Source organism: Cohnella abietis (assembly GCF_004295585.1).
Taxonomy (GTDB): Bacteria; Bacillota; Bacilli; order Paenibacillales; family Paenibacillaceae; genus Cohnella; species Cohnella abietis.
Genome location: NZ_AP019400.1, coordinates 2,058,110 through 2,077,990, shown reverse-complemented (window position 1 = coordinate 2,077,990; position 19,881 = coordinate 2,058,110). Strand labels below are relative to the sequence as shown.

The window sequence follows — 19,881 nt, the reverse complement described above, 5'->3', positions numbered from 1 at the left end:
CAGGCTGTTTTTTATTTCCGCATTGCATTTTTAGCCCGTGCCTCAGCACGCTCCTGCACCGCGACTTTATGCGCGTAACGATCAATAGCTTTTCGTTGGTGCCATTGCTTGTTCGGCTCCGTGTTACCTGCCAGCTTTCGGCGTCTAGCTTCTCCCATACTCTTCTCACCTCCCTTATAGAATCAACCGATCAAGCCTTGATGCCGATATGGTCCTCAAGATAAACAGGCTGCTTACCCTTCATAAACATCGTGTGACCAATCTGCTTTTCAAGCTCAACATATCGCTTGTACAGTTCTGGATTCTTCTCTGCTCCATGACGAAGGTCGTTTAGCGACCCCATGATGCAAAACACACAGGATAAGCGCTCGTTACGTTCGTAGGTCCAGAAAGGCTTTTGTCCAGCGTCAGCTATTACCTGGAACACTTCAGCTGTAGAAAGATCAAATATCGGCAACCAATCCCATACGTCGCGGTGACCGCAGCTCTCGGATGTGTTGAAGCGAAACGGAATCTTCTTTGCTCTCGCTGTGGACTCTGCAGCACGAAGACCCATGCAGTTAACAGCGATTCGTAGTCCGCGATCCCTGAGATACTGCCTGATGAATTTCATAATCGGGCCACGCTTTAGGTCACTGGTGCACTGTCGGCAACTACTGGATGGCCACATGCCGCGTTGCTCAACCATCCCTAGAAGCGTCTTGCCAGCTCGTACCACATTTACACCGTGAGTCACATTAGCCCAGATGTGATCCTGGACTCCTGACCACTCAACCTCTCCTAGATCTGCGTGTACGACAACTATTTGCTCATAAGGGACGATCTCTCGAACCTTCGCGTACATCGCCTGGCTGTCCCTGCCACCTGAATGAGAGACAAAGAATATCGCGCCTTGCTTAATCAGATCGTTAATTGACGGCATAACCTGTGCTTGCAATAGAAGCAACTCCTTACTGCTTGTCTCTAAACAACTCAGCACGCTTGTCCGACTGCTTAAAGGTCTTTGCCAACGCTATAAACATCACTGCTGTAAATACCATAATGCCAATACCGACTGCCACCACTACCCAACCAAGCCAGCTCATGACCGCACCGGAGCCATCTGATACGCTGCATACGATGTGACCGCATCTTCCAAAGTAAAATGTGGCAACAACCACCGATCCGACTCGCTTACATCGCCATTACATGCATCCATGATCCAAGGTACCTCACAGCAATCTACCGCAACACTACGATCAATCGGCAGCCGGTAAAACCGCTTGCTGTATGTTGCGATGCCGTCTCCCTCATCGATTACGATTGTTTCGGCATCCTCGCGGACTACCTTACCCACGCCCGTTAATATCATCCGTTTTCACCTCGCTTTATTGGGTTTGTTCGTCCAGCCACTGTTCCAAGAACTTACGGGTCGCCTTAGCTGGGAAATACCACTTGCTATTGACCTTCCGTTTTGGAAATCTAGGGTTAAAGAAGAATTGTTCCTGAATGAAGTTCCAACTCATACAGGTGCGTTTCATTAGCTCCTTAGAATCCCAAAATACGTATTCGGCATCTACTTCCTTTACTAACTCCGTGATCCGATCACGGCACAGCTGCTTAACTTCTACTTCATTAATCTGAACAGCAAGCACTTTGAATCCCTCCTTTCAGACATTCCGTTTTCAGTGGACGTTTTTAACATCCTTATCAAACAAATAGCCCAGAGACAGATCCGGAAAGAATGCTGCCTGAATCAGAAACGCTTCGTCGAGTAGCAATGGTGCTTTACCATTTAATTTTTCAGAAACGGTTGCCGGCCGGTTTGTCTTCAGTACAGGAATGATGTCTTTTTGCTTTAACCCTCTACGCGCCAGCTCAGCTGTCAAATTAGGGTACATGTTATATTCACCTCCTGAAGTTACGAACTGTCGTAACTCTTGGACTTAATATATACGATGATAAGTAACTAGTCAACTAATTTTAGACTAAATATTACGACATAACGTATATTCTTTATTTACAAAGGTGAAAATGTATAATATTATGAGTTTAATGTTACGAAAAAACGTAACTAATATTAGGAGGAACCTATCGTGGTAAGTAGAGGCGAGTATCTTTCGAAGATCATCGAGGAAAAAGGGTTCAATGTTATGAGTTTATCCAAAGCATCTGGTGTAGCCTATACGACTATTAGGTCAATGATTGAAAGGGATTTAGCCAATGCTTCTATAGATAACGTTTTGAAAATATGTGCTACTCTTGGCATAACGGCAGAATCTCTGAACGAAAAAGCGTTATCCCACAAAGAAGAGCGCGACATCGCAACAGATTTGGAACGTATGATCGGAGAACTGGACTCAAACGAGGCATTAGCTTTCCATGGGGAACCGATGGATGACGAAACAAAAGAGCTCATGAGGATATCGCTCGAGAATTCTCTGCGACTGGCAAAGGGAATGGCTAAGCAGAAATTCAACCCAAATAAAAACAAATAAGGAGCTCGCCGGATGGGGATTAAACTCTTAGTCAGTCAGCTAACCCGCAAGCACGGAACGAACAATCCTTTCACGATTGCAGCTAAGAAAAACATCCTTGTCTTATTCGAACCCCTTGGCGGTATGATGGGTTACTTTAATACTTATAAACGAATACCAATGATACACATCAACAGTGATCTTGATTATACTGAACAGCTCTATACATGCGCACACGAGCTCGGTCACGCGATCTTGCATCGAAATATAAATACACCGTTCCTACGCCGGCATACGTTGTTAAGCATCGAAAAGATTGAACGTGAAGCCAATCAGCTAGCAGTCGAATTATTAATCCCGGACAAGCTATTAATTGAAGGGGCGTCAATCTACGATGCTGCATCTATGTGTGGCGTTCCAGCAGAGGTGGCATACCTTAAACAGCCACCAAGTAAGCGTTTAAAATAATCAACACACACCCACAAATTCCCGTCATGTGGCGGTTTATTATATATAAAAATAGAACATATGTTCGATTGGAGGAAGCGAAATCGCAACTTACAGGAAACTAAAAAGCGGAAAATGGCAAGCTAGGGTATCCAGAGATGGAGAAGAGTTTAGCATCGGTACGTTCCGCACAAAAAAGGAAGCGGAGATTCAAGCCGGGAAAGTTGAAGAACGAATCTATTATGGTCAAACGCTAAACGACCGCAATATGTTGTTTGGGGAAGTAGTAGACGAATGGTTGGCACATAAAAAACGTGAACTGAAGGACTCAACCTACAGGCAAACCGAGAGTAACGTCCGATTGCATATCAGGCCTGACTTCGAGAACAAACTAATAATGAAAACAAAGAGGATTGACATTAAGAAGTGGATACAAGGGTATGTTGATAAGTTGGATAAGAAGGGGAAACCAGAATATTCATATGGATCATGCCTAAAGTATTTATCTATCATGAAGAGTATCTTCCACTTTGCTGTCTACGAATTAGAGGTACTTGAGAAAAGCCCTGCTGATCGTCTAAAAGTTCCAGTAAAAGACAAGACCGAGAAAAAGGAAGATGTAAAATTCTTCTCACTAGGGGAGTTAAATCAACTTTTAAGCTACATGAAGGGATACAAGCATCAGAGATTTGAAGGATACCAAATTTACTACATGCTTATGTATTTTATGAGTCAGACAGGTTTACGGATAAGCGAGACTTTGGCACTTAGGTGGTCAGACATAAATGGAAATCAACTAAACGTCGAGCGGCAAACGAGCAGAGACAACAACAATAAATTAATCCTAACAACGCTCAAGAATACATCCTCTTACCGTACGATCGGAATGAATGAGGATCTGTTGAGGGAACTCAAACGATTCAAAGTAAAACAAAACGAACTGATTCTTGGTAGTGTATCGTTTCAACAGAACACGGATCATATCATTTTTCAAAACTACCTGGGCAACTATCTAACACCCTCAACAGTTAGAGAGTCAATTAATGATTACTGTATTAATGCTGGTGTTGAGTACAAGGGGACACATGGATTCCGACATACCCACGCCGTGCTTTTACTGGAGTCAGGAGCAAGTCTGGTCTTCGTTTCGAAGCGACTAGGACACAAGACGATAAAGACCACAGCGGATACCTACCTATCAATCACCGAAAAAATTGAAGAAGACGAACTTAAAAAGTTCGCCTCCTACACCCAAACACAATTTTGAATCGGCACAAAATCGGCACAAACGATTTTGACCATTATATAAACAGCCTACAAACGTTGTTACAGCAACGCTTTCGGCGGTTTAACCAATACTACCTTCCATCTCAAATTTAATGAGACGGTTCATTTCGACTGCATACTCCATCGGTAATTCTTTAGTGAATGGCTCGATGAAGCCCATAACAATCATTTGTGTAGCTTCAGCATCAGTTAGTCCACGGCTCATCAGATAGAACAATTGGTCTTCTGATACCTTAGAAACAGTTGCTTCATGCTCAAGCGTAATATTGTCGTTCATAATTTCATTGTAAGGAATCGTGTCACTTGTGGACTGATCATCTAGGATGAGCGTATCACACTTGATGTTAGCCTTAGCACCCTCAGCATTGCGACCAAAGGAAGCCAGACCACGATACGTAACCTTGCCGCCATGCTTGGAGATCGACTTGGAAATAATAGTCGAGCTCGTATCCGGAGCCAAGTGAACCATTTTCGCGCCAGCATCCTGATGCTGTCCTTTACCCGCTACAGCGATGGAAAGAACCATACCTTTAGCTCCGCGTCCTTTAAGGATAACAGCTGGGTACTTCATCGTCAGCTTAGAGCCGATGTTACCATCTACCCATTCCATTGTTGCATTCTCTTCTGCAACAGCACGCTTAGTAACGAGATTGTAGATGTTCGGAGCCCAGTTCTGAATCGTCGTGTAACGAACGCGAGCGTCCTTTTTCACGATGATCTCAACAACTGCGCTGTGTAGAGAGTTCGTGCTATATACAGGCGCTGTACAGCCCTCTACATAGTGAACGGAGCTACCTTCATCAGCGATGATAAGCGTACGCTCGAATTGTCCCATGTTTTCCGAGTTGATGCGGAAATACGCTTGAAGCGGAACCGTACATTGCACGCCTTTAGGAACATAGATGAAGCTTCCTCCAGACCATACTGCGCTGTTCAATGCTGCGAATTTGTTATCCGTAGGCGGGATAACTGTTCCGAAATATTCCTTAAAGATTTCAGGATACTCGCGAATAGCCGAATCCGTATCGGAGAAAATAACGCCTTGCTTCGTTAATTCCTCTTGCATGCTGTGGTATACAACCTCGGATTCGTACTGAGCTGATACACCAGCGAGGAATTTCTGTTCCGCTTCTGGAATACCAAGCTTATCAAATGTCGCTTTGATTTCTTCAGGAACCTCTTCCCATGTTTTACCTTGCTTCTCAGAAGGCTTAACATAGTACTGGATTTCCTCGAAATCTAGATCATCCATATTTCCGCCCCATTTAGGCATTTCCATCTTCCGGAATTGCTCTAAGGACTTCAAGCGGAATTTAAGCATCCATTCTGGCTCGCCCTTCATCTCAGAAATCGTACGAACGATTTCCTCGGTCAGACCTTTACCGGATTGGAATATAGCCTTATGCTCATCGCGAAACCCGTACTTGTACTCTTCCATTTCGGGCATTTGCTTAGCCATGATTTCATCAACCTCCTTGTTTACTCTTCAATGCCTTCGTGCTTGCCTGCACCTTGCTCTACGCCTTTGCGAAGCGCATTCCATGCTAATGTCGCGCATTTAATCCGTGCCGGAAATTTATTCACACCTGATAACGCCTCAACGTCTTCATAATCTTCGAATTCGACAGCTTCGCCCTTCATCATCGCAGAAAATTTGTCCGCCATCTCCAGCGCCTCCTCGGCGGGTTTACCCATAATCGCTTCCGTCATCATTGAAGCTGACGACATACTGATAGAGCAGCCCTCGCCGGTGAACTTAACATTGCGGACGATACCATCCTCTAGCTGAAGCTGAAGGGATATACGGTCGCCACAGGTCGGGTTATTCAGGTTAACGGTAACAGAATCCTGTTCTAGCTCACCGCGATTTCTCGGCGTTTTGTAATGATCCATAATGACGCGGCGGTACAAATCATCTAATTGACTCATAACCGAAAAACTCCTTTGTCTTTACCAGTGATTCAGCCAGCCGGTCGACATCGTGCTCGGTATTGTATAAATAGAAGCTAGCTCTTGCTGTCGCACTAACATTCAACCATCTCATTAATGGCTGGCAGCAATGATGACCTGCCCGAACAGCAATGCCTTCCGTATCGAGCACAGTTGCAACGTCATGCGGATGAACGTCTCCAAGATTAAAGGTGATGAGTCCAGCCCGCTCCTCGCGGGGACCGAAAATCTTCAGCCCATCAATATTAGATAGTCTCTCTATAGCATACCGGGTTAGCTTTTTCTCATGCTGGTCGATATTGTGAAGTCCGATTTGCTCTAGAAAATCTATTGCCGCTCCCAGTCCAACAGCTCCTGCAATCATTGGCGTACCGCCTTCAAACTTCCAAGGCAGCTCCTTCCAAGTCGAATCATAGAGCTCAACGAAATCAATCATCTCGCCGCCGAACTCGACGGGCTCCATGCGTTCAAGCAGCTGTGCTTTCCCGTATAGTGCCCCAATTCCAGTTGGACCGCACATCTTGTGACCTGAGAGGGCGTAGAAATCGACATCAAGGGCTTGAACATCCACTTTGAGATGCGGCGTGCTCTGAGCACCGTCTACGACGATGATTGCGCCGTTACGATGAGCAATCTCAGCAATCTTTGCAATCGGGTTAATTGTCCCAAGAACATTGGAAACATAAGTGATGGCAACAATTTTCGTCCGCTCCGTCACTGTCGCTTCTACATCCGCCAGAGTAATTGTTCCGTCTGGCTGCAGTGGAATGTACTTGAGCGTCGCTCCCGTCGCCTTAGCGGCTTGCTGCCATGGGATCAGGTTACTGTGATGCTCCATTGGAGTGAGGACGATCTCGTCACCCTCACGAAGCGTCTGACGAGCATAACCGGATGCTACGATATTTAATGCTGTTGTCGTACCCCTCGTGAAAATAATTTGACGAGAAGCCGGTGCATTGAGGAACCGGGCAACTTTCTCCCGAGCCCCTTCATAAGCATCCGTTGCCCGTGACCCAAGCGTATGAACACCACGGTGCACATTGGCATTGTCCCACTCGTAGTAACGCTTGATCGCTTCAATGACAGAACGTGGCTTCTGAGTCGTTGCAGCATTATCTAGGTATACGAGTGGGTGACCGTTAATATCCTGATTAAGAATCGGAAACTCCGATTTTAGCGCTAAGGGGTCCATAATCAGCCCAGCTTTCTTTCAAGGATGCGGTGCAATTGCTCGCGCAACCCTTTCAGCGGGATTTCAGAAACAACCGGATCTAGAAACCCGTGTATGATAAGGCGTTCCGCTTCTTTACGAGTAATTCCGCGTGACATCAAATAGTAAACCTGATCGGCATTGACTTGGCCAACACTAGCTGCGTGACCTGCTTTGACATCGTCTTCGTCGATAAGAAGAATCGGATTTGCGTCTCCACGAGCTTTCGGGCTTAGCATAAGAACCTTCTCTGTTTGCTGGCCGTTTGCTTTGGTAGCGCCCTTCTCAATCTTCGTCACGCCGTTAATAATCGCAGTCGCTTCTTCCTTCATGACGGCACGAGTAATCATGTCGCTTTCAGTTGACCGACCGAAGTGAACAGCTTGAGTTGTTAAGCTCATACGCTGCTTGCCAGTTCCGACAGAAATAATTTTGGAGTCAGAAGTGGATCCGTTCCCTTTCAGTACGGATTTGGTATCCGTAATTGAATTACCGTTATGCAGATCTCCGATAATCCACTCTATGCGAGAATCAGCGTCCAGAATGGCACGACGATATGAAATATCAATTGCACTTGCATCCATCTGATGAACAGCAGCATAACGAACAACTGCACCTGACTTAGCGAATACTTCTACTGCGCTGTTATGAAGAAGCGTAGCAGTGGCGTCCCCTAAGGAAGAAGCTACTTGCTCAACGAAGGATACACGACTGTTGCTATCCGCAATAACAAGTACATGCGGCATAAATGTTGCTTCAGCATCGTCAGCAAACAACAAAGCTTGAATCGGAGCATCAATCGTAACATTACGCGGAACATACAAGAACACTCCGCCGTTCCACAGTGCTGCATGAACAGCAGCAAGCTTATGCTCGTCTTTAGTATAAGCAGTCATGAAATGCTGACGAAGGAGCTCTTCGTGATTACGAGCCGCATCTTCAATACTCGTTAAGATGACGCCTTGAGCTTTCAACTCTTCCGATAGCTGCAAATAAATAACAGAAGAGTTATGCTGAACGATTAATGCGCTGCTCTCTTCTTCAGGAAGCAAGGCAATAATAGCTGCAGGTAGGTCAGCAGTTGATGAAACAATTTGACCAGGACGATCGTTACCGTAATGATCAAGCGTCCAACGTGTAAGTGGGAGCTTCTCCGGCTTAGGTAAATCAAGCTCAGTTGCAAGCTGTCCAGCTTCTTCACGCCAAGTGATTAACCACTCCGGTTCGTTCTTACTGCGGGCAATCGCGGCTGCCGCGTCTCTGCCGATAGAGGTGGTAGGTGTACTCATGAATGCTTTGCCCCCTCCTTAAGCTTGGCCGACGGTCTCGTCGACGATGCCCAGTTCTTCTTTAACCCAATCATAACCTTCAGCTTCTAGACGTTGTGCAAGCTCAGGACCGCCGGACTTCACGATGCGGCCTTGCATCATAACATGAACGAAATCAGGTGTAATATAATCAAGCAAACGCTGATAGTGAGTAATAATCAAGAAACCACGATCTTCTGCACGCATGGCGTTTACGCCTTCTGCGACGATGCGTAGAGCATCAATATCAAGACCGGAGTCGATCTCATCCAAAATAACGAGCTTAGGCTCAAGCAGCATCATTTGAAGAATTTCGTTACGCTTTTTCTCTCCGCCGGAGAAGCCTTCATTCAGGTAGCGATGCATGAACTCAGGGTTCATTTCAAGCTCCTTCATCTTTTTCTCCATTTGACGTACGAATTTAATAAGTGAAATCTCATTTCCTTCCTCACGACGTGCGTTGATAGCACTACGTAAGAAGTCGGCGTTTGTTACGCCCGTAATTTCACTTGGATATTGCATTGCCAAGAAGAGTCCAGCGCGTGCACGCTCGTCCACTCCCATATCTAGTACATCTTCGCCGTTAAGCGTAACAGTTCCCTCAGTTACTTCATATTTAGGATGTCCCATAAGTGCGGATGCGAGCGTACTCTTACCCGTACCGTTAGGACCCATGATCGCGTGGACTTCTCCGCCATTAATCTTAAGATCGATACCCTTCAGTATTTCTTTACCTTCTATGGACGATTTCAGTCCTTGTATTTCAAATTGAGTCGACATTTATTTACCTCCAAGTTTCTATGGGATTTATCTATTAAAATAAATCCTTCTTTATAATCATTTTAATTTGATTCTCACTGATTCTCAATAACAATTTTATGAAAGTTACGTCAAAAAAGCAAACCGGGCCTTTTCCCGCATGGGAAAAAAGGTCCGGAATGGTCATTTTACTCTACTTTTCAGCTGATTCCTCACTGTATTAGTTTGTTGCTCAAATTGTTGCTCACTCAAGACAGCTTTCATCGGTAGTGAGGATATATTCTCAAAATTTTCAAGATGAAGCCATGATTTACAGCCACCATAGCTATCTCTCATCGGAATGATCTGAGGTGTCTCCAGCTTATATACTCGCAAAATTAATACGTGCAGCGGCTTTGTTTTTTTCCACTTCAACCGTTCTTCTGCATAATCCTCTGTCCAGATGTGAAGCTTATCAAGCCTCTGTAGAGTCTCGACATCGTTTATCTCTATATCCTCTATCACTTCAGCATAAGAGGTTATGCCTATTTGATCGGACAATTTCTCCGCCTCAGATTGCGTTAGGCTGACCATATCACTCGCTTCTGGTTTAACTAAGCTTGGTCGTTGGTGCTCATAGGATGGAAAGAGAAAAAATTTCGGACTTTCCAGCTTGAACTCCTTAGTTTCTTCGGCTATGCCACCTTTACGCAGCACGATAACCTGACGGCCTTGCTCCAAAGCCTTGACGGCTACCGCCCATTCCCTTAATGCGATTGGGGTGTCCACTTGTCTATTCGCACCTCTTTCCCTTGCAGTCCCTTTAATTATACCATACTTGTTACTGCGGGAGGTCTACTCTAAGCTCTAATTCCGGAATATAGATGTGCGGAAAAGTGGGACGAGTGAGGAATGTCAATTGGGCATCTCTTGGAATTGGCTTGAATTCTACATCCCCGCCTAATCCCCATAATAGCAAGGGTAGACTATTCCCATTCTCATCTTCGATTTGGAATGCACCATTTACTGTGCTGTCGAACCGTGAATGCACGATCGTTCTGTCAGACAAATATTCAATGCCTGTAATATACATTTCCCCCGCTTCACCAAGAGATAACACTAGCGGCTCTTCTTGCGTCGGCTGCTTAAGCATCGGAGTTCGGATATAGTCACTTGGCTCTGCCTTCTGCCAATTTCTATCATCATAATAAAACGAACGAACAATTAAAGTCTTTGCCCCAGCAACGACAGGTCCAAATTCTAACCTGGTGAATGCCTTGTAGTCCCTATTGATTACACTTCCATACGGATAGCCTAAGTCATCCGTAAGCTCAATCCCTATGCTAGCCTTCCTGTCCACCTTCCCTGGCTTAAATGCATAATTTAATTGCGTAGATACTGGGGAAAGCTCTACTTTGCGCAAGCTCAATGTCCCGAGCTCAGAAGATTTGCTCAGATCCGGGTTGATCACGATAATGTCTGATGTTTTCTTTGCCGGGATGTCCAAGGACCACTTCCCTGTTAAGCTGCCAACTTTTGAAACCTCGAGCTTTAAATGAAACGATTCAGGGCGGTATTGGCTATGGCTGAGCTTCCATGTTCTCACTAATCCTTCGTAATGCTCGGAATCTAGCTTCTCGTAATAATGCTCCAATTGACCAGACTCCTCAGACTGGATATAGCCGATTTTACCAATACTACGACCATCCATACTTAAATCACCATCCAGAGTATATCCTTCAATGTCTTTCTCCGAGCTTACGGAATATCGCACAGATAACTCATATCCATCATAGATAACGTCTCGAACTGTTAAAGTGACTCCTTGATCCACTACACTTGCTATTGCCGCATTACTTTTATCATTTTTTAAGAAATTACGAAATGGGGAACCAGTGCTTTCTAAATCTAGTAAAGCTCGTATCGAGGTCGCTTGCGTTAATTCGATGGGTTCCTGAATGGTAGAGCCCGGTGCAGTTGTCCTAGATTCATATAATGCAGACGCAATAATCACACAGCCTAGTACGGCAAACGATGCTGCCCAATACATGGTTGCGCGTTTTCTCCTTGTCGACTGAATAAGCGAATGACGGTCCGGCAAGTAAAATAACGCTTCATCAATGGCTTTAGCTACGCTCGGAGGAACGCTGCTTGGCGTTGCCATTCGTTGGTCTTTTAGAAGAGTATCAAGCTCATTGAAGCTCATAACCGATTCCACCTTTCTCAGATAGGCTTAACCACGAGGCCAATTGTTTTCTTGCCCGGTGCAGTCTCGATTTCAATGTACCTTCAGACACGCCTAACATCTCAGCAATTTGCGAGAGCGGCAAATCTGCATAATAGTGCAGCTTCACCAAGGTTCTTAGCGACTCGTCTAATCGATTAACGGCATCCTGCAAATCCAAGTCTACTGCTGCTTCATATGCATGGCGTTCCGGCAGCTTGTCTGATGGGGAGGTTCTTTTCTGCTTGCGATAAAGCTGCTGGCACTCATGGATGAGAATTCGAAACATCCACGTGCGAAAATAAGCAGGCTCCCTTAATCGCTTAATGCTTCGATAAGCTTTTAATATCGCTTCTTGAATTGCATCTGCGCAATCTTCATCCTTATGTAATAATGTCTTAGCCATTCCGTACATCTCGTTTTGCATTTCGCGGATGAGTCTAGCAAAAGCATCACGATCACCAGCGCATGCCAGCTGTAGATCTGTTTTCCATGCTAAGTCAGTCAAAAGGCTTCCTCCAATCTTCTTGCGACATCATGTGGTTACTTTATTTCATATTTCTATAGAGTTAGATGCAGCAGCCGTTCATTTGGTTCATTTTGTATATAAACTCGAATTTCTTATGTCGTTAGGCATCTGTCTTTAAACCTCGAGAAAAGTGATTTATACTTACATCTAGGTCAATCAACTTACTAATACAACCGATCCTATCGGAAAACCTAAGCGTTGCAGTGCTTGCAAAGGCTCATGATATTCTTTTCTACGTAGCATGTCCGTTGTCAACTATCGATTTGTCGACGCCTGCTGGCGCCGACATCCCGATCGAGGAACGCCATCCTGATGAAGTGACCACGGGTTTCGACAAGCGTACCGCTCCTGAAGGAGTCGCAGTATATTCAGTAAATTATTGCGAGCGCAGTGGCGGTCATGAGGCGGCCTTAGCTAGAATACAGATGGCTTCCTGACCGCTCATCCCAACCTTAATACCGATTGCTTCTGCGGCATCTGTAACAGACTCCAATGGAGCATCTAGCAATTGCTGTAATGTCCGTACACCAACCGCACGACCTGCAATGATGTGACGATCTTTAAGCTTTTCATTAAGCAGCTGCACATCAAGTGCCCCGCACATGATGTAACCGTCTCCCGCTGTAATTGCCAGTAACGTTGTTTTTGGCAATATTACCTCAACACCAACTGCTGACCAAGCTTCAATCTGGAGTGGTATTACTCTTACCATGCCTATCACCTCCCTTCCTTCCTTGCAGCATAGGTTCATGCCATATACAATATGCGCCGTAAGACTCATTTTTCAGGGTTATTCGCCCACCAGGTGTATATTGGGCACTAAAAAAATGTTATATTGGGATATAAGACTTATAAGACTTAGTTTTAACGAACTACGCAATACAATGGAGGCCTCTGCATGAACCGTACAAACAAAACATCCGATGGCTCCCACTTATTTCAAGTTGAAATAAATATTTCTGCCTCAAGCAAGGGTGCAGCACTAAAGCAATTAATTTCAGTGTTAGACAACGCTGAAATCACGGATTATCGCATTGGCTCAGACATAGAGACGGGTAAGGCAGCCTCAGCTGCTCCAGTAGCAAGCCCTTCAGCTAAGAAAGCAGCTAGTAAAGCGCCTGTTCAAGCCGATTCACTCGAGCTCCGCATTCGCCATTTCATTGAGAGCAATCAGCTCATTCGTTTAAGTATAAATAAAGGCCGCGGTGTAAAGATGAGTATCCCCTGTCGAGTTATTAATTTCGATCCAGTCAACCAGCTACTCACCGTTTATCATGTAGATGAGAAGCAAGTATATAGCCTTGGATTAAATGAAATTGATGATTTCGTGAACGGATAGTTGAAGTTGAACGGTTTTGAATTAAACGAACAAAGGGATTGTCGAGAAACCCCGTCTTTTCGAGACTTTGGGTTTCTTTTTTTTACGAAATCATTGTTTATCTGCCTATAGAAGGGGGACGCGCCTAAGAGCCACCTGATCCCAGGTGGCTCTCTTAGTTAACACGTATATACTTACCGTTTTATTACGATTTTTGCAATGCGTTCAATTATCTATCGTCGCTAATCATGCCATAGTATCGTGCCATCCAATACGCAGCGTTGAACGCATTCCCGTAGTCCCATGAATTTTCGTCGCCGCCCTCGTCGATCGCAAACAAGCTATCACCAGGTCTCGTAAGGGACCGCTCGTCTGGCGAAACCGCAACTTTCCTCGTTGGATCGTCACTCATCGCGGTCTGTACATGTCTTCCTTCCTGCCTTCTCGATCTTGCAACGAACAGATCGCCTTCCTTGACAGCCTTCTTGATGTATTGCTTTGTATCAGGATTGTATACGATCCCGTTAGCCGCAGGAACGCCGGTACTGGTAATGAGGCCTCCATCCGAAACCTTACTATTGTAACCGTCATCCGCATCGACGATCGCTCTCGTCACGAACCAAGATATATCTTTGCGTCCAGTAAGATTGACGTAGTAATTGGTTCTGTCGATCGGTGTCCGTTTCAGCACCCATGCTGCCTTTTCAAGGTCGATGACCTTTTTGTCGGGATAGGCAAGCTGGTAAATATAATCCCACAGCGGTTCGTCTTCATATTGCATGTTGGACTTGTACCAGTTATCTAGTCCCGCTCGAATCATGACGGCAATGTCTTCATCACCCTGTTCATCCGGAATCGTAATCAGGTTGTAGAAGGTGAACATAGCCTGCCGTTCGTCCGAATAATTGTACCAAGTGAACGGATGCGGGTCACCGTCTCTTCTACTAGCATAATAATAACTCGCCCAGCGCTGATCCAACCGGTTCATATATCCTTTGGCATACCCGTCCTGTGAAGGCATCTTAACGCCTGCAAGCTCCTTGGCTCCGGCAAGCGGACCCATTCCTACGATGCCGTCAACTACGTCTTTGTAGGCATCCTCATCTGCGAATACAGACGGATATATATAGTCCCTTGCCACTTTGCGATACTCGTCTAGGAACTTGGAGTCACCTGTCAAGTAAGCGGCCGTCTTAAAGATGGTCATCAGCTCCGCTGCCCGCAACGCCGTATCTTCACCAGCGTCTTCAGTCCGTCCGAATGTATCGCCATTATACTTACCGTGCGTGGTTGGCTGCCCGGTTATATCGACAATCGTGTAGCCATTATTGATAACATGACGCGCGAACTCTCCCGACGCGTTGGCGATCAGTGCTCCCAGCTCTTCATCCGCGTTAGGACCGGTGCACAGTGTATCATAGGCAATTTTGTACATATACATATGGCCAAGAATTTCGTCTGCGCTTGTATCGCCTTTATAATAAAGGTCCTTCTCGGTAGCGCCGAGGTCGGTGTACAGTTTGGCGAGTCTGTCCGGAATCTTGTTCGCCGAATTGACGACGGAGCCCGCGAATTCTCCCCAACCTTTCTTCTTTACATCACTATTACTTTTGTTTTCCGGATCGTTGTTTATTTCATTTAACTCAGTCGTGTTGTAGGAATAGCTATTGCCATCTACCTCTTTCCCTTTCTTATAGTAGATGCCATCCCAACCGTAATGCTTATCGAAGCCTTCTTTATCTATTCCCAACGTCCGGCTAATGAAGCCCTGAATCGTCCGCTTCTCGGTGGCAGCCGGGCCTGAGTATACATAATCCTCCGGTTTATTTTTGTTTCCTCCTGCTTTCAGATAGGAATAGCTCATCATAGTGACATCCATCGTGCTGTATGGCATCATCTTGACTTTGGCATCAATCTGACCTGCGCGTCCCGTGACGTACATGAGCAACAAATCGACTTCAACGGATCTTGTCGCCCTCGCACGTGCCTCCTTGGCCTCCGCGTTTCCTGGATACTTGGCTTCCTCTACGGCAGTACGGAACAATTCACCAGCGATGGCATCCGCCGTCCACAGTCCATCGTTATCTTTTTCCGTTCCTTTACGGTTCCCCGGCGTACCGGAGCCAGTGTTTAGGAAAGGCAAGGCGATTTGACCGTCAGGCCCGCGGCGTATATTATTTGCTTCCAGATTGTCGCTCATGATCTGGGCTTTCTCAACATACTTCATTAAAACCATCTGGATATGGGATACGCCAGTACTTGTGACAACCCATACTCCGTTATCGCCATCAAGTGCAATATACTGAACATCGTCGTCTGGCAAATACCTATGCGTTGCGAACAACTGCACAACATCGCGATAGTACGTTTCATCCGGGTTAACACGTACGACGCCTTTATTCGTAGCCAGCCATGTCGTATTGTCCGTTCCTACTATTGTAAATTTGACATCCCCGGTGTCGACGGGAAGAATTTCGCCAGGTAGTTTCCCGGCTAATACCGGAATCGAAAGATCCGTGGGCGCAGAAGTGACACCATTAATATAATTTACTACTTCAAGCGGAAGCGCAGCATCCGTCTTCGTATACTTAGTTACGATCTTCTGGAATACTTCACCTGCAAAGGCAGGCGTTGTATTGTTCAGTTTAACCGTTTGGGCCGCTCTCGGTCTCTTGGAAATATCGATCGGCGGGAGCTCCTCGATTGCATTCGGATCTGGGTCAACGATTACCCTTGTTCTGACCGTTTTGCCGTCCACCGTAGCAAATACAACCGTATTGCCGATCGTCTTGGCGGTTACTTTGCCATTGGCGTCAACAGTTGCCACGTCCGGTGAAAGAGAACCCCAATTCGTGGCTACCTTGCCCGGCGCCATAAATGGGGCCAGATTCGCACTGTTTTGAATATTTTTGTTCATTGTAAGCTTGGCGTTATAGTTTGCAACAATGACATTAACCGTATCGCTATCGTCTCCCACAGTTACACTAACCGTTTCGACACCGGGGGCCACTGCTTTGATTGCGCGCTTGTTTCCATTGTCGTCATCTTCCTTAATGACTCCATTTTTCGGTATGCTCCAATCTGCCTCATCAGTAACATTAATCGGCAGCTTTACATCGAGCCAAGCGATTTCACCTTCGAACAGAACGATGTCATGTCCGCCTACAATCTTGACCGCATCGTTAAACCGCTCCTTAAAGTTCGTGGCTACTTCCTCGGGGCTGAGCGCTCGTGAGTAAATCCTAACATGATCAATTCCGCCTTCGAACAAATTAACCACATCGCCGAAGCCTTCCACATCGCCGCCAATAGTCAGGTCATTCGTTTCATTGATCGGGAGCGGACCATCAGTTGTATTGTTTCCTTCCAAAACTCCATTCACATACAGCTTGATTGTACCCTTCTTATATCCATGATCCGCATCTCCATCATAGACGGCAGTGAGATACACGATTTTCCCTTTTACATCGCCCATCACTTTTGATTCAGCCGGATCGTCCGAATGACGAGTATCGAACACGAACTTCTTGTCTTTGGCAGAGTAGTACAAGGAATAACCGCCGTTTTCATAGTTGCCGAGAATATGATACTCTTCCTTCGTCAAGTCACTATCCGGTGAAATATATACGGCTGTCTCGATTGTCATTGCATCCTGTTTGAACAAACTGCTGTTATACTTGATCCGAGCAATCGAGCTTGGTGTCCCTCTTGATCCTTTACCATCCAATATAAGCGCAGGTTTCTCGAATTTATTATCGTAGATTACGTTGGCATTGTGTTCCAAAACGGCATCATTATGGTTTAAGGTGATGTCCGTTACAGCTCGTCCATTCACTGTCGTAAAATCGATATCCAGTACATCTGCGGCTTGCGAGTCATACCCTGCCGGTGCGGCCGACGTTTTGAAAGTTGCCGTTATAGGTGCCGATACTTTTCCATAAGCGTCATGCGCCTTGATCGTAACGGTATAATCCGTATTTGGCTTCAATCCGTTTGCAATAAAGGTATGGCTTGCAGCTTCGATATAAGGCGATATAACCGACGGTGCGCCAATAAGCTTGCCGTTCACAATGATTTCATAAAAGTCCATTTTGGAATCGGCGATCGCCTTCGGCCACGTGAAGGTGGCGGATACCATGGATACGGAAGATACGGTCACTTTCATATCCTTATTAAACTCAGGGTTTTTCATATTTACCGAAAAGGCTTTGACCGATTCAACAGGCTTTTTTAAGTCAATCGTATAAGGGGTGCCGATAAGCGCTCCGTTATGATTTAGTGCTCTTCTTTCAATCACTAGCTTGTCGTCATAAACGTTGAACAGCAACCCTTGCGAAATGTTCTTATCCAAATAGATGTCATCGTCGTTGCTGTAACCGTGCGCTTGAACGAATGCGACAGCCCCGTCGTTGATGCGGATATATCCATTGTCCGCGTTGATCGTATTAGGATGTTCTAGCGTGTAATGCGTGTGTCCTGTAATCAGAATTGCATTAGGATGTTTTTGCATGACTTTTGAAAATTTGTCGTACTCGGTCTGATTTTTCCAACCTGCGCCTTCGCTGCCGTACGTCGTGTTCTGATACGGATAATGCGCAAGAATGAATACCGGTTTCGATGGGTCTGCATCTTTTCCTTGTTCATCCTGGCTTATTTTCTTCTCAAGCCACTTGTACTTGTCGTCGGACATCGATTTTCTATCGTGATCCATCGTGATAAAATGATAACCCTTTTCCCATGTGTCGAAATAGATTCCCGCGTTTTCTTTAATTGAATCAACGGGCTCCACATGGTAGCCATCCTTGTTCATGCCTGTTTGCTCATAGAATCGTTCAGCCGCTTTATAGTCGCTACCAAGCTCTTTGCTTGCATAGTATTCATGGTTACCAGGAACAATGATGGACTTGGCGGTGTCAAGCTTGTGCTCATTTAAGATGCGCATCGCCGAATCATATTGCTTTAATGTTCCCTTGTCGACGAAATCGCCATTAAGGACGATGGCATCGTATTTCCCAAGCTTCTTGTATGCCTCAAGCGCCTGAGCGAATTTAGCCTCGGAATCGACGGAAACATCATCAATGCCAATATGAATATCGCTCATAACAGGGAATGTAAGTAGCGGTGTCTTCTCTGTGTTGCCGCCTCCGCCTCCATTGCCTCCACCATTGCCACCTCCGGTTGTCGGTGGCTTCGATTGCCCTGGCTCAGTTCCTTTACTCACTTCACGACCTGCGATCATAGCGGTAGCACCACTATTAAATGTAATATGCGCCGGTGTTTGCGCCAATGTAGAGCCTGAAACATTAATAATTGCTTGTTCTATTGTACCGCTCCCGCCTACATTTACAGCAGCATTAAGTATCAGACTTGCGACGCTTGAACCCCCACTAATTGTAATCGAGGAGCCCTCAGAACGTTCCGTCATAAGCAATTCCGATACCGTCGTGCCGGCATTTAGAACAACGTTCGCTCTGCTATTGATCCTAAGGTGGTTTACGTTCCCACTAAATGTTAGCTTCTGGCTTGCATCGGCATTGTCGACGTTGACAGTGCCGCTGCCTTCGACAAAGATGGTTCCAGTTACCTTCACATGACGCAACGTAACGGCTCCATCGCCGATTCCCTGCGTCAAGTATAGATTTCCGTTCACTGTCAGATCGGACAGGATGATATCTTTAGCGTTTATTACAACATTGCCCTTTTTACTGCCGCTATAAGTTCCCGCAGAGAACAGCAATTCGCCCATGACACTGTCGATAATTTTTACAGCTTCAGCCCTTGTGATTGGAGCAGAAGGCGCAAACTTGTTGCCACTTCGACCTGCGATATAACCGTTTTTCCGTAAGGCTCCAATCGCATCCTTTGCCCAGTCTGCAATTGCCGCTGCATCGGCAAAACCATGCGTCGAGCTTGCGTCACCTTCAAGCTTAAAAGCTTTGGCGACCACTACAGCAACTTCCTGCCTAGTGATTGAGGCTTCCGGGCGCATATTGCCCTTGCTGTCTCCTTGCAGCAAACCGGCATCAACCGCCTTCTGGATCGCATCGGCATACCATTTGTCGGCCTTTACATCCGGGAATGTCCGGCTCGATTTGTTGGTCAAGCGGAATACCTTGTTCAACAAGGTGACAAATTCTGCTCTTGTAATATTATCATCGGGTCGAAGTGAACCATCTACAGACCCTTGAAGCAGTTGCATCTTCACCCAGGAATTAAGCTCCTCGGCCGCCCAGTGTGACTCCTTAACTGACGTACTGGCAAATAAAGTTTGTACGGACGACAACATCATACTCAACATGAGAAGAAATGCTAGACTTCTTTTCCATGTACGGTTCATGCTCGTTCCTACGTTCATATCGATCTTTTCCTCCCATTAGTAAACTATTTTGTCCTAGTTTCAATTATAGGTGGGGGC

General features: G+C 45.8%; 19 protein-coding genes and 1 pseudogene. 5 read left to right on the top strand and 15 right to left on the bottom strand.

From position 1 onward, the window contains the following. Positions 1-11: 11 nt before the first annotated feature. The 5 genes from KCTCHS21_RS30855 to KCTCHS21_RS08565 form a co-directional block, all read right to left on the bottom strand. The gene (locus KCTCHS21_RS30855) at positions 12-158 is read right to left on the bottom strand and encodes a hypothetical protein (RefSeq protein ID WP_157993989.1); all 147 of its coding nucleotides are present in this window, start codon (positions 156-158) and stop codon (positions 12-14) included. A 32-nt stretch (positions 159-190) separates the two neighbouring features. Next, entirely contained in the window at positions 191-937 is a 747-nt protein-coding gene (locus tag KCTCHS21_RS08580; protein WP_197726515.1) for a phosphoadenosine phosphosulfate reductase domain-containing protein, read from the bottom strand. A 144-nt stretch (positions 938-1,081) separates the two neighbouring features. Further along, the gene (locus tag KCTCHS21_RS08575; RefSeq protein ID WP_130606789.1) at positions 1,082-1,351 is read right to left on the bottom strand and encodes a hypothetical protein; all 270 of its coding nucleotides are present in this window, start codon (positions 1,349-1,351) and stop codon (positions 1,082-1,084) included. Positions 1,352-1,367: 16 nt separating this feature from the next. Next, a complete protein-coding gene (locus tag KCTCHS21_RS08570; RefSeq protein WP_130606787.1) occupies positions 1,368-1,634 on the bottom strand; it encodes a group-specific protein in 267 nt (88 codons plus the stop codon). A gap of 30 nt (positions 1,635-1,664) precedes the next feature. Further along, positions 1,665-1,880 (bottom strand): XRE family transcriptional regulator, encoded by a 216-nt coding sequence (locus tag KCTCHS21_RS08565; protein WP_130606785.1) that lies wholly within the window; start codon positions 1,878-1,880, stop codon positions 1,665-1,667. 195 nt (positions 1,881-2,075) lie between these two features. Here KCTCHS21_RS08565 and KCTCHS21_RS08560 point away from each other — a divergent pair, with 195 nt between their 5' ends. From KCTCHS21_RS08560 to KCTCHS21_RS08550, 3 genes are all read left to right on the top strand, one after another. Continuing rightward, the gene (locus tag KCTCHS21_RS08560; RefSeq protein WP_232058124.1) at positions 2,076-2,477 is read left to right on the top strand and encodes a helix-turn-helix domain-containing protein; all 402 of its coding nucleotides are present in this window, start codon (positions 2,076-2,078) and stop codon (positions 2,475-2,477) included. 12 nt (positions 2,478-2,489) lie between these two features. Next, a complete protein-coding gene (locus KCTCHS21_RS08555; protein WP_130606783.1) occupies positions 2,490-2,924 on the top strand; it encodes an ImmA/IrrE family metallo-endopeptidase in 435 nt (144 codons plus the stop codon). Between the two features lie 247 nt (positions 2,925-3,171). After that, the gene (locus KCTCHS21_RS08550) at positions 3,172-4,170 is read left to right on the top strand and encodes a tyrosine-type recombinase/integrase (protein ID WP_232058123.1); all 999 of its coding nucleotides are present in this window, start codon (positions 3,172-3,174) and stop codon (positions 4,168-4,170) included. Positions 4,171-4,251: 81 nt separating this feature from the next. Here KCTCHS21_RS08550 and sufB read toward each other — a convergent pair whose 3' ends face one another. The 8 genes from sufB to KCTCHS21_RS08510 form a co-directional block, all read right to left on the bottom strand. Beyond that, on the bottom strand, positions 4,252-5,649 hold the full coding sequence (gene sufB / locus KCTCHS21_RS08545; protein ID WP_130606779.1) for a Fe-S cluster assembly protein SufB: 1,398 nt from the start codon (positions 5,647-5,649) through the stop codon (positions 4,252-4,254). Between the two features lie 20 nt (positions 5,650-5,669). Then, positions 5,670-6,119, bottom strand: coding sequence for a Fe-S cluster assembly sulfur transfer protein SufU (gene sufU / locus KCTCHS21_RS08540; protein WP_130606777.1), 450 nt, complete (start codon positions 6,117-6,119; stop codon positions 5,670-5,672). After that, complete coding sequence (locus KCTCHS21_RS08535) at positions 6,103-7,332, bottom strand: cysteine desulfurase (protein WP_130606775.1); 1,230 nt, start codon at positions 7,330-7,332, stop codon at positions 6,103-6,105. The genes sufU and KCTCHS21_RS08535 overlap by 17 nt, the downstream gene beginning before the upstream one ends. A 2-nt stretch (positions 7,333-7,334) precedes the next feature. Then, positions 7,335-8,639, bottom strand: coding sequence for a Fe-S cluster assembly protein SufD (gene sufD, locus KCTCHS21_RS08530; RefSeq protein WP_130606773.1), 1,305 nt, complete (start codon positions 8,637-8,639; stop codon positions 7,335-7,337). A gap of 18 nt (positions 8,640-8,657) precedes the next feature. Next, the gene (gene sufC / locus KCTCHS21_RS08525) at positions 8,658-9,437 is read right to left on the bottom strand and encodes a Fe-S cluster assembly ATPase SufC (protein WP_130606771.1); all 780 of its coding nucleotides are present in this window, start codon (positions 9,435-9,437) and stop codon (positions 8,658-8,660) included. A gap of 162 nt (positions 9,438-9,599) precedes the next feature. Then, positions 9,600-10,184, bottom strand: a complete 585-nt coding sequence (locus KCTCHS21_RS08520) for a DUF1802 family protein (RefSeq protein ID WP_130606769.1) — start codon at positions 10,182-10,184, stop codon at positions 9,600-9,602. 52 nt (positions 10,185-10,236) lie between these two features. Next, positions 10,237-11,601: a DUF4179 domain-containing protein gene (locus KCTCHS21_RS08515; protein WP_130606767.1), complete on the bottom strand. Its 1,365-nt coding sequence runs from the start codon at positions 11,599-11,601 to the stop codon at positions 10,237-10,239. Then, positions 11,588-12,127, bottom strand: a complete 540-nt coding sequence (locus KCTCHS21_RS08510) for a sigma-70 family RNA polymerase sigma factor (protein ID WP_232058122.1) — start codon at positions 12,125-12,127, stop codon at positions 11,588-11,590. The genes KCTCHS21_RS08515 and KCTCHS21_RS08510 overlap by 14 nt, the downstream gene beginning before the upstream one ends. A gap of 215 nt (positions 12,128-12,342) precedes the next feature. On the opposite strand from KCTCHS21_RS08510, the pseudogene mtnA reads away from it, so the two are divergent. Further along, positions 12,343-12,519, top strand: a pseudogene (gene mtnA / locus KCTCHS21_RS08505) (S-methyl-5-thioribose-1-phosphate isomerase); the annotation flags it as partial. 26 nt (positions 12,520-12,545) lie between these two features. Here mtnA and KCTCHS21_RS08500 read toward each other — a convergent pair. Further along, positions 12,546-12,860: a YunC family protein gene (locus KCTCHS21_RS08500; protein ID WP_130606765.1), complete on the bottom strand. Its 315-nt coding sequence runs from the start codon at positions 12,858-12,860 to the stop codon at positions 12,546-12,548. 186 nt (positions 12,861-13,046) lie between these two features. Between KCTCHS21_RS08500 and KCTCHS21_RS08495 the strand changes: the two genes are divergently transcribed. Then, positions 13,047-13,487: a hypothetical protein gene (locus KCTCHS21_RS08495; RefSeq protein ID WP_130606763.1), complete on the top strand. Its 441-nt coding sequence runs from the start codon at positions 13,047-13,049 to the stop codon at positions 13,485-13,487. Positions 13,488-13,695: 208 nt separating this feature from the next. Here the strand turns inward: KCTCHS21_RS08495 and KCTCHS21_RS08490 are convergent, their stop codons facing one another. Continuing rightward, complete coding sequence (locus KCTCHS21_RS08490) at positions 13,696-19,821, bottom strand: S-layer homology domain-containing protein (protein ID WP_130606761.1); 6,126 nt, start codon at positions 19,819-19,821, stop codon at positions 13,696-13,698. Positions 19,822-19,881: the final 60 nt, after the last annotated feature.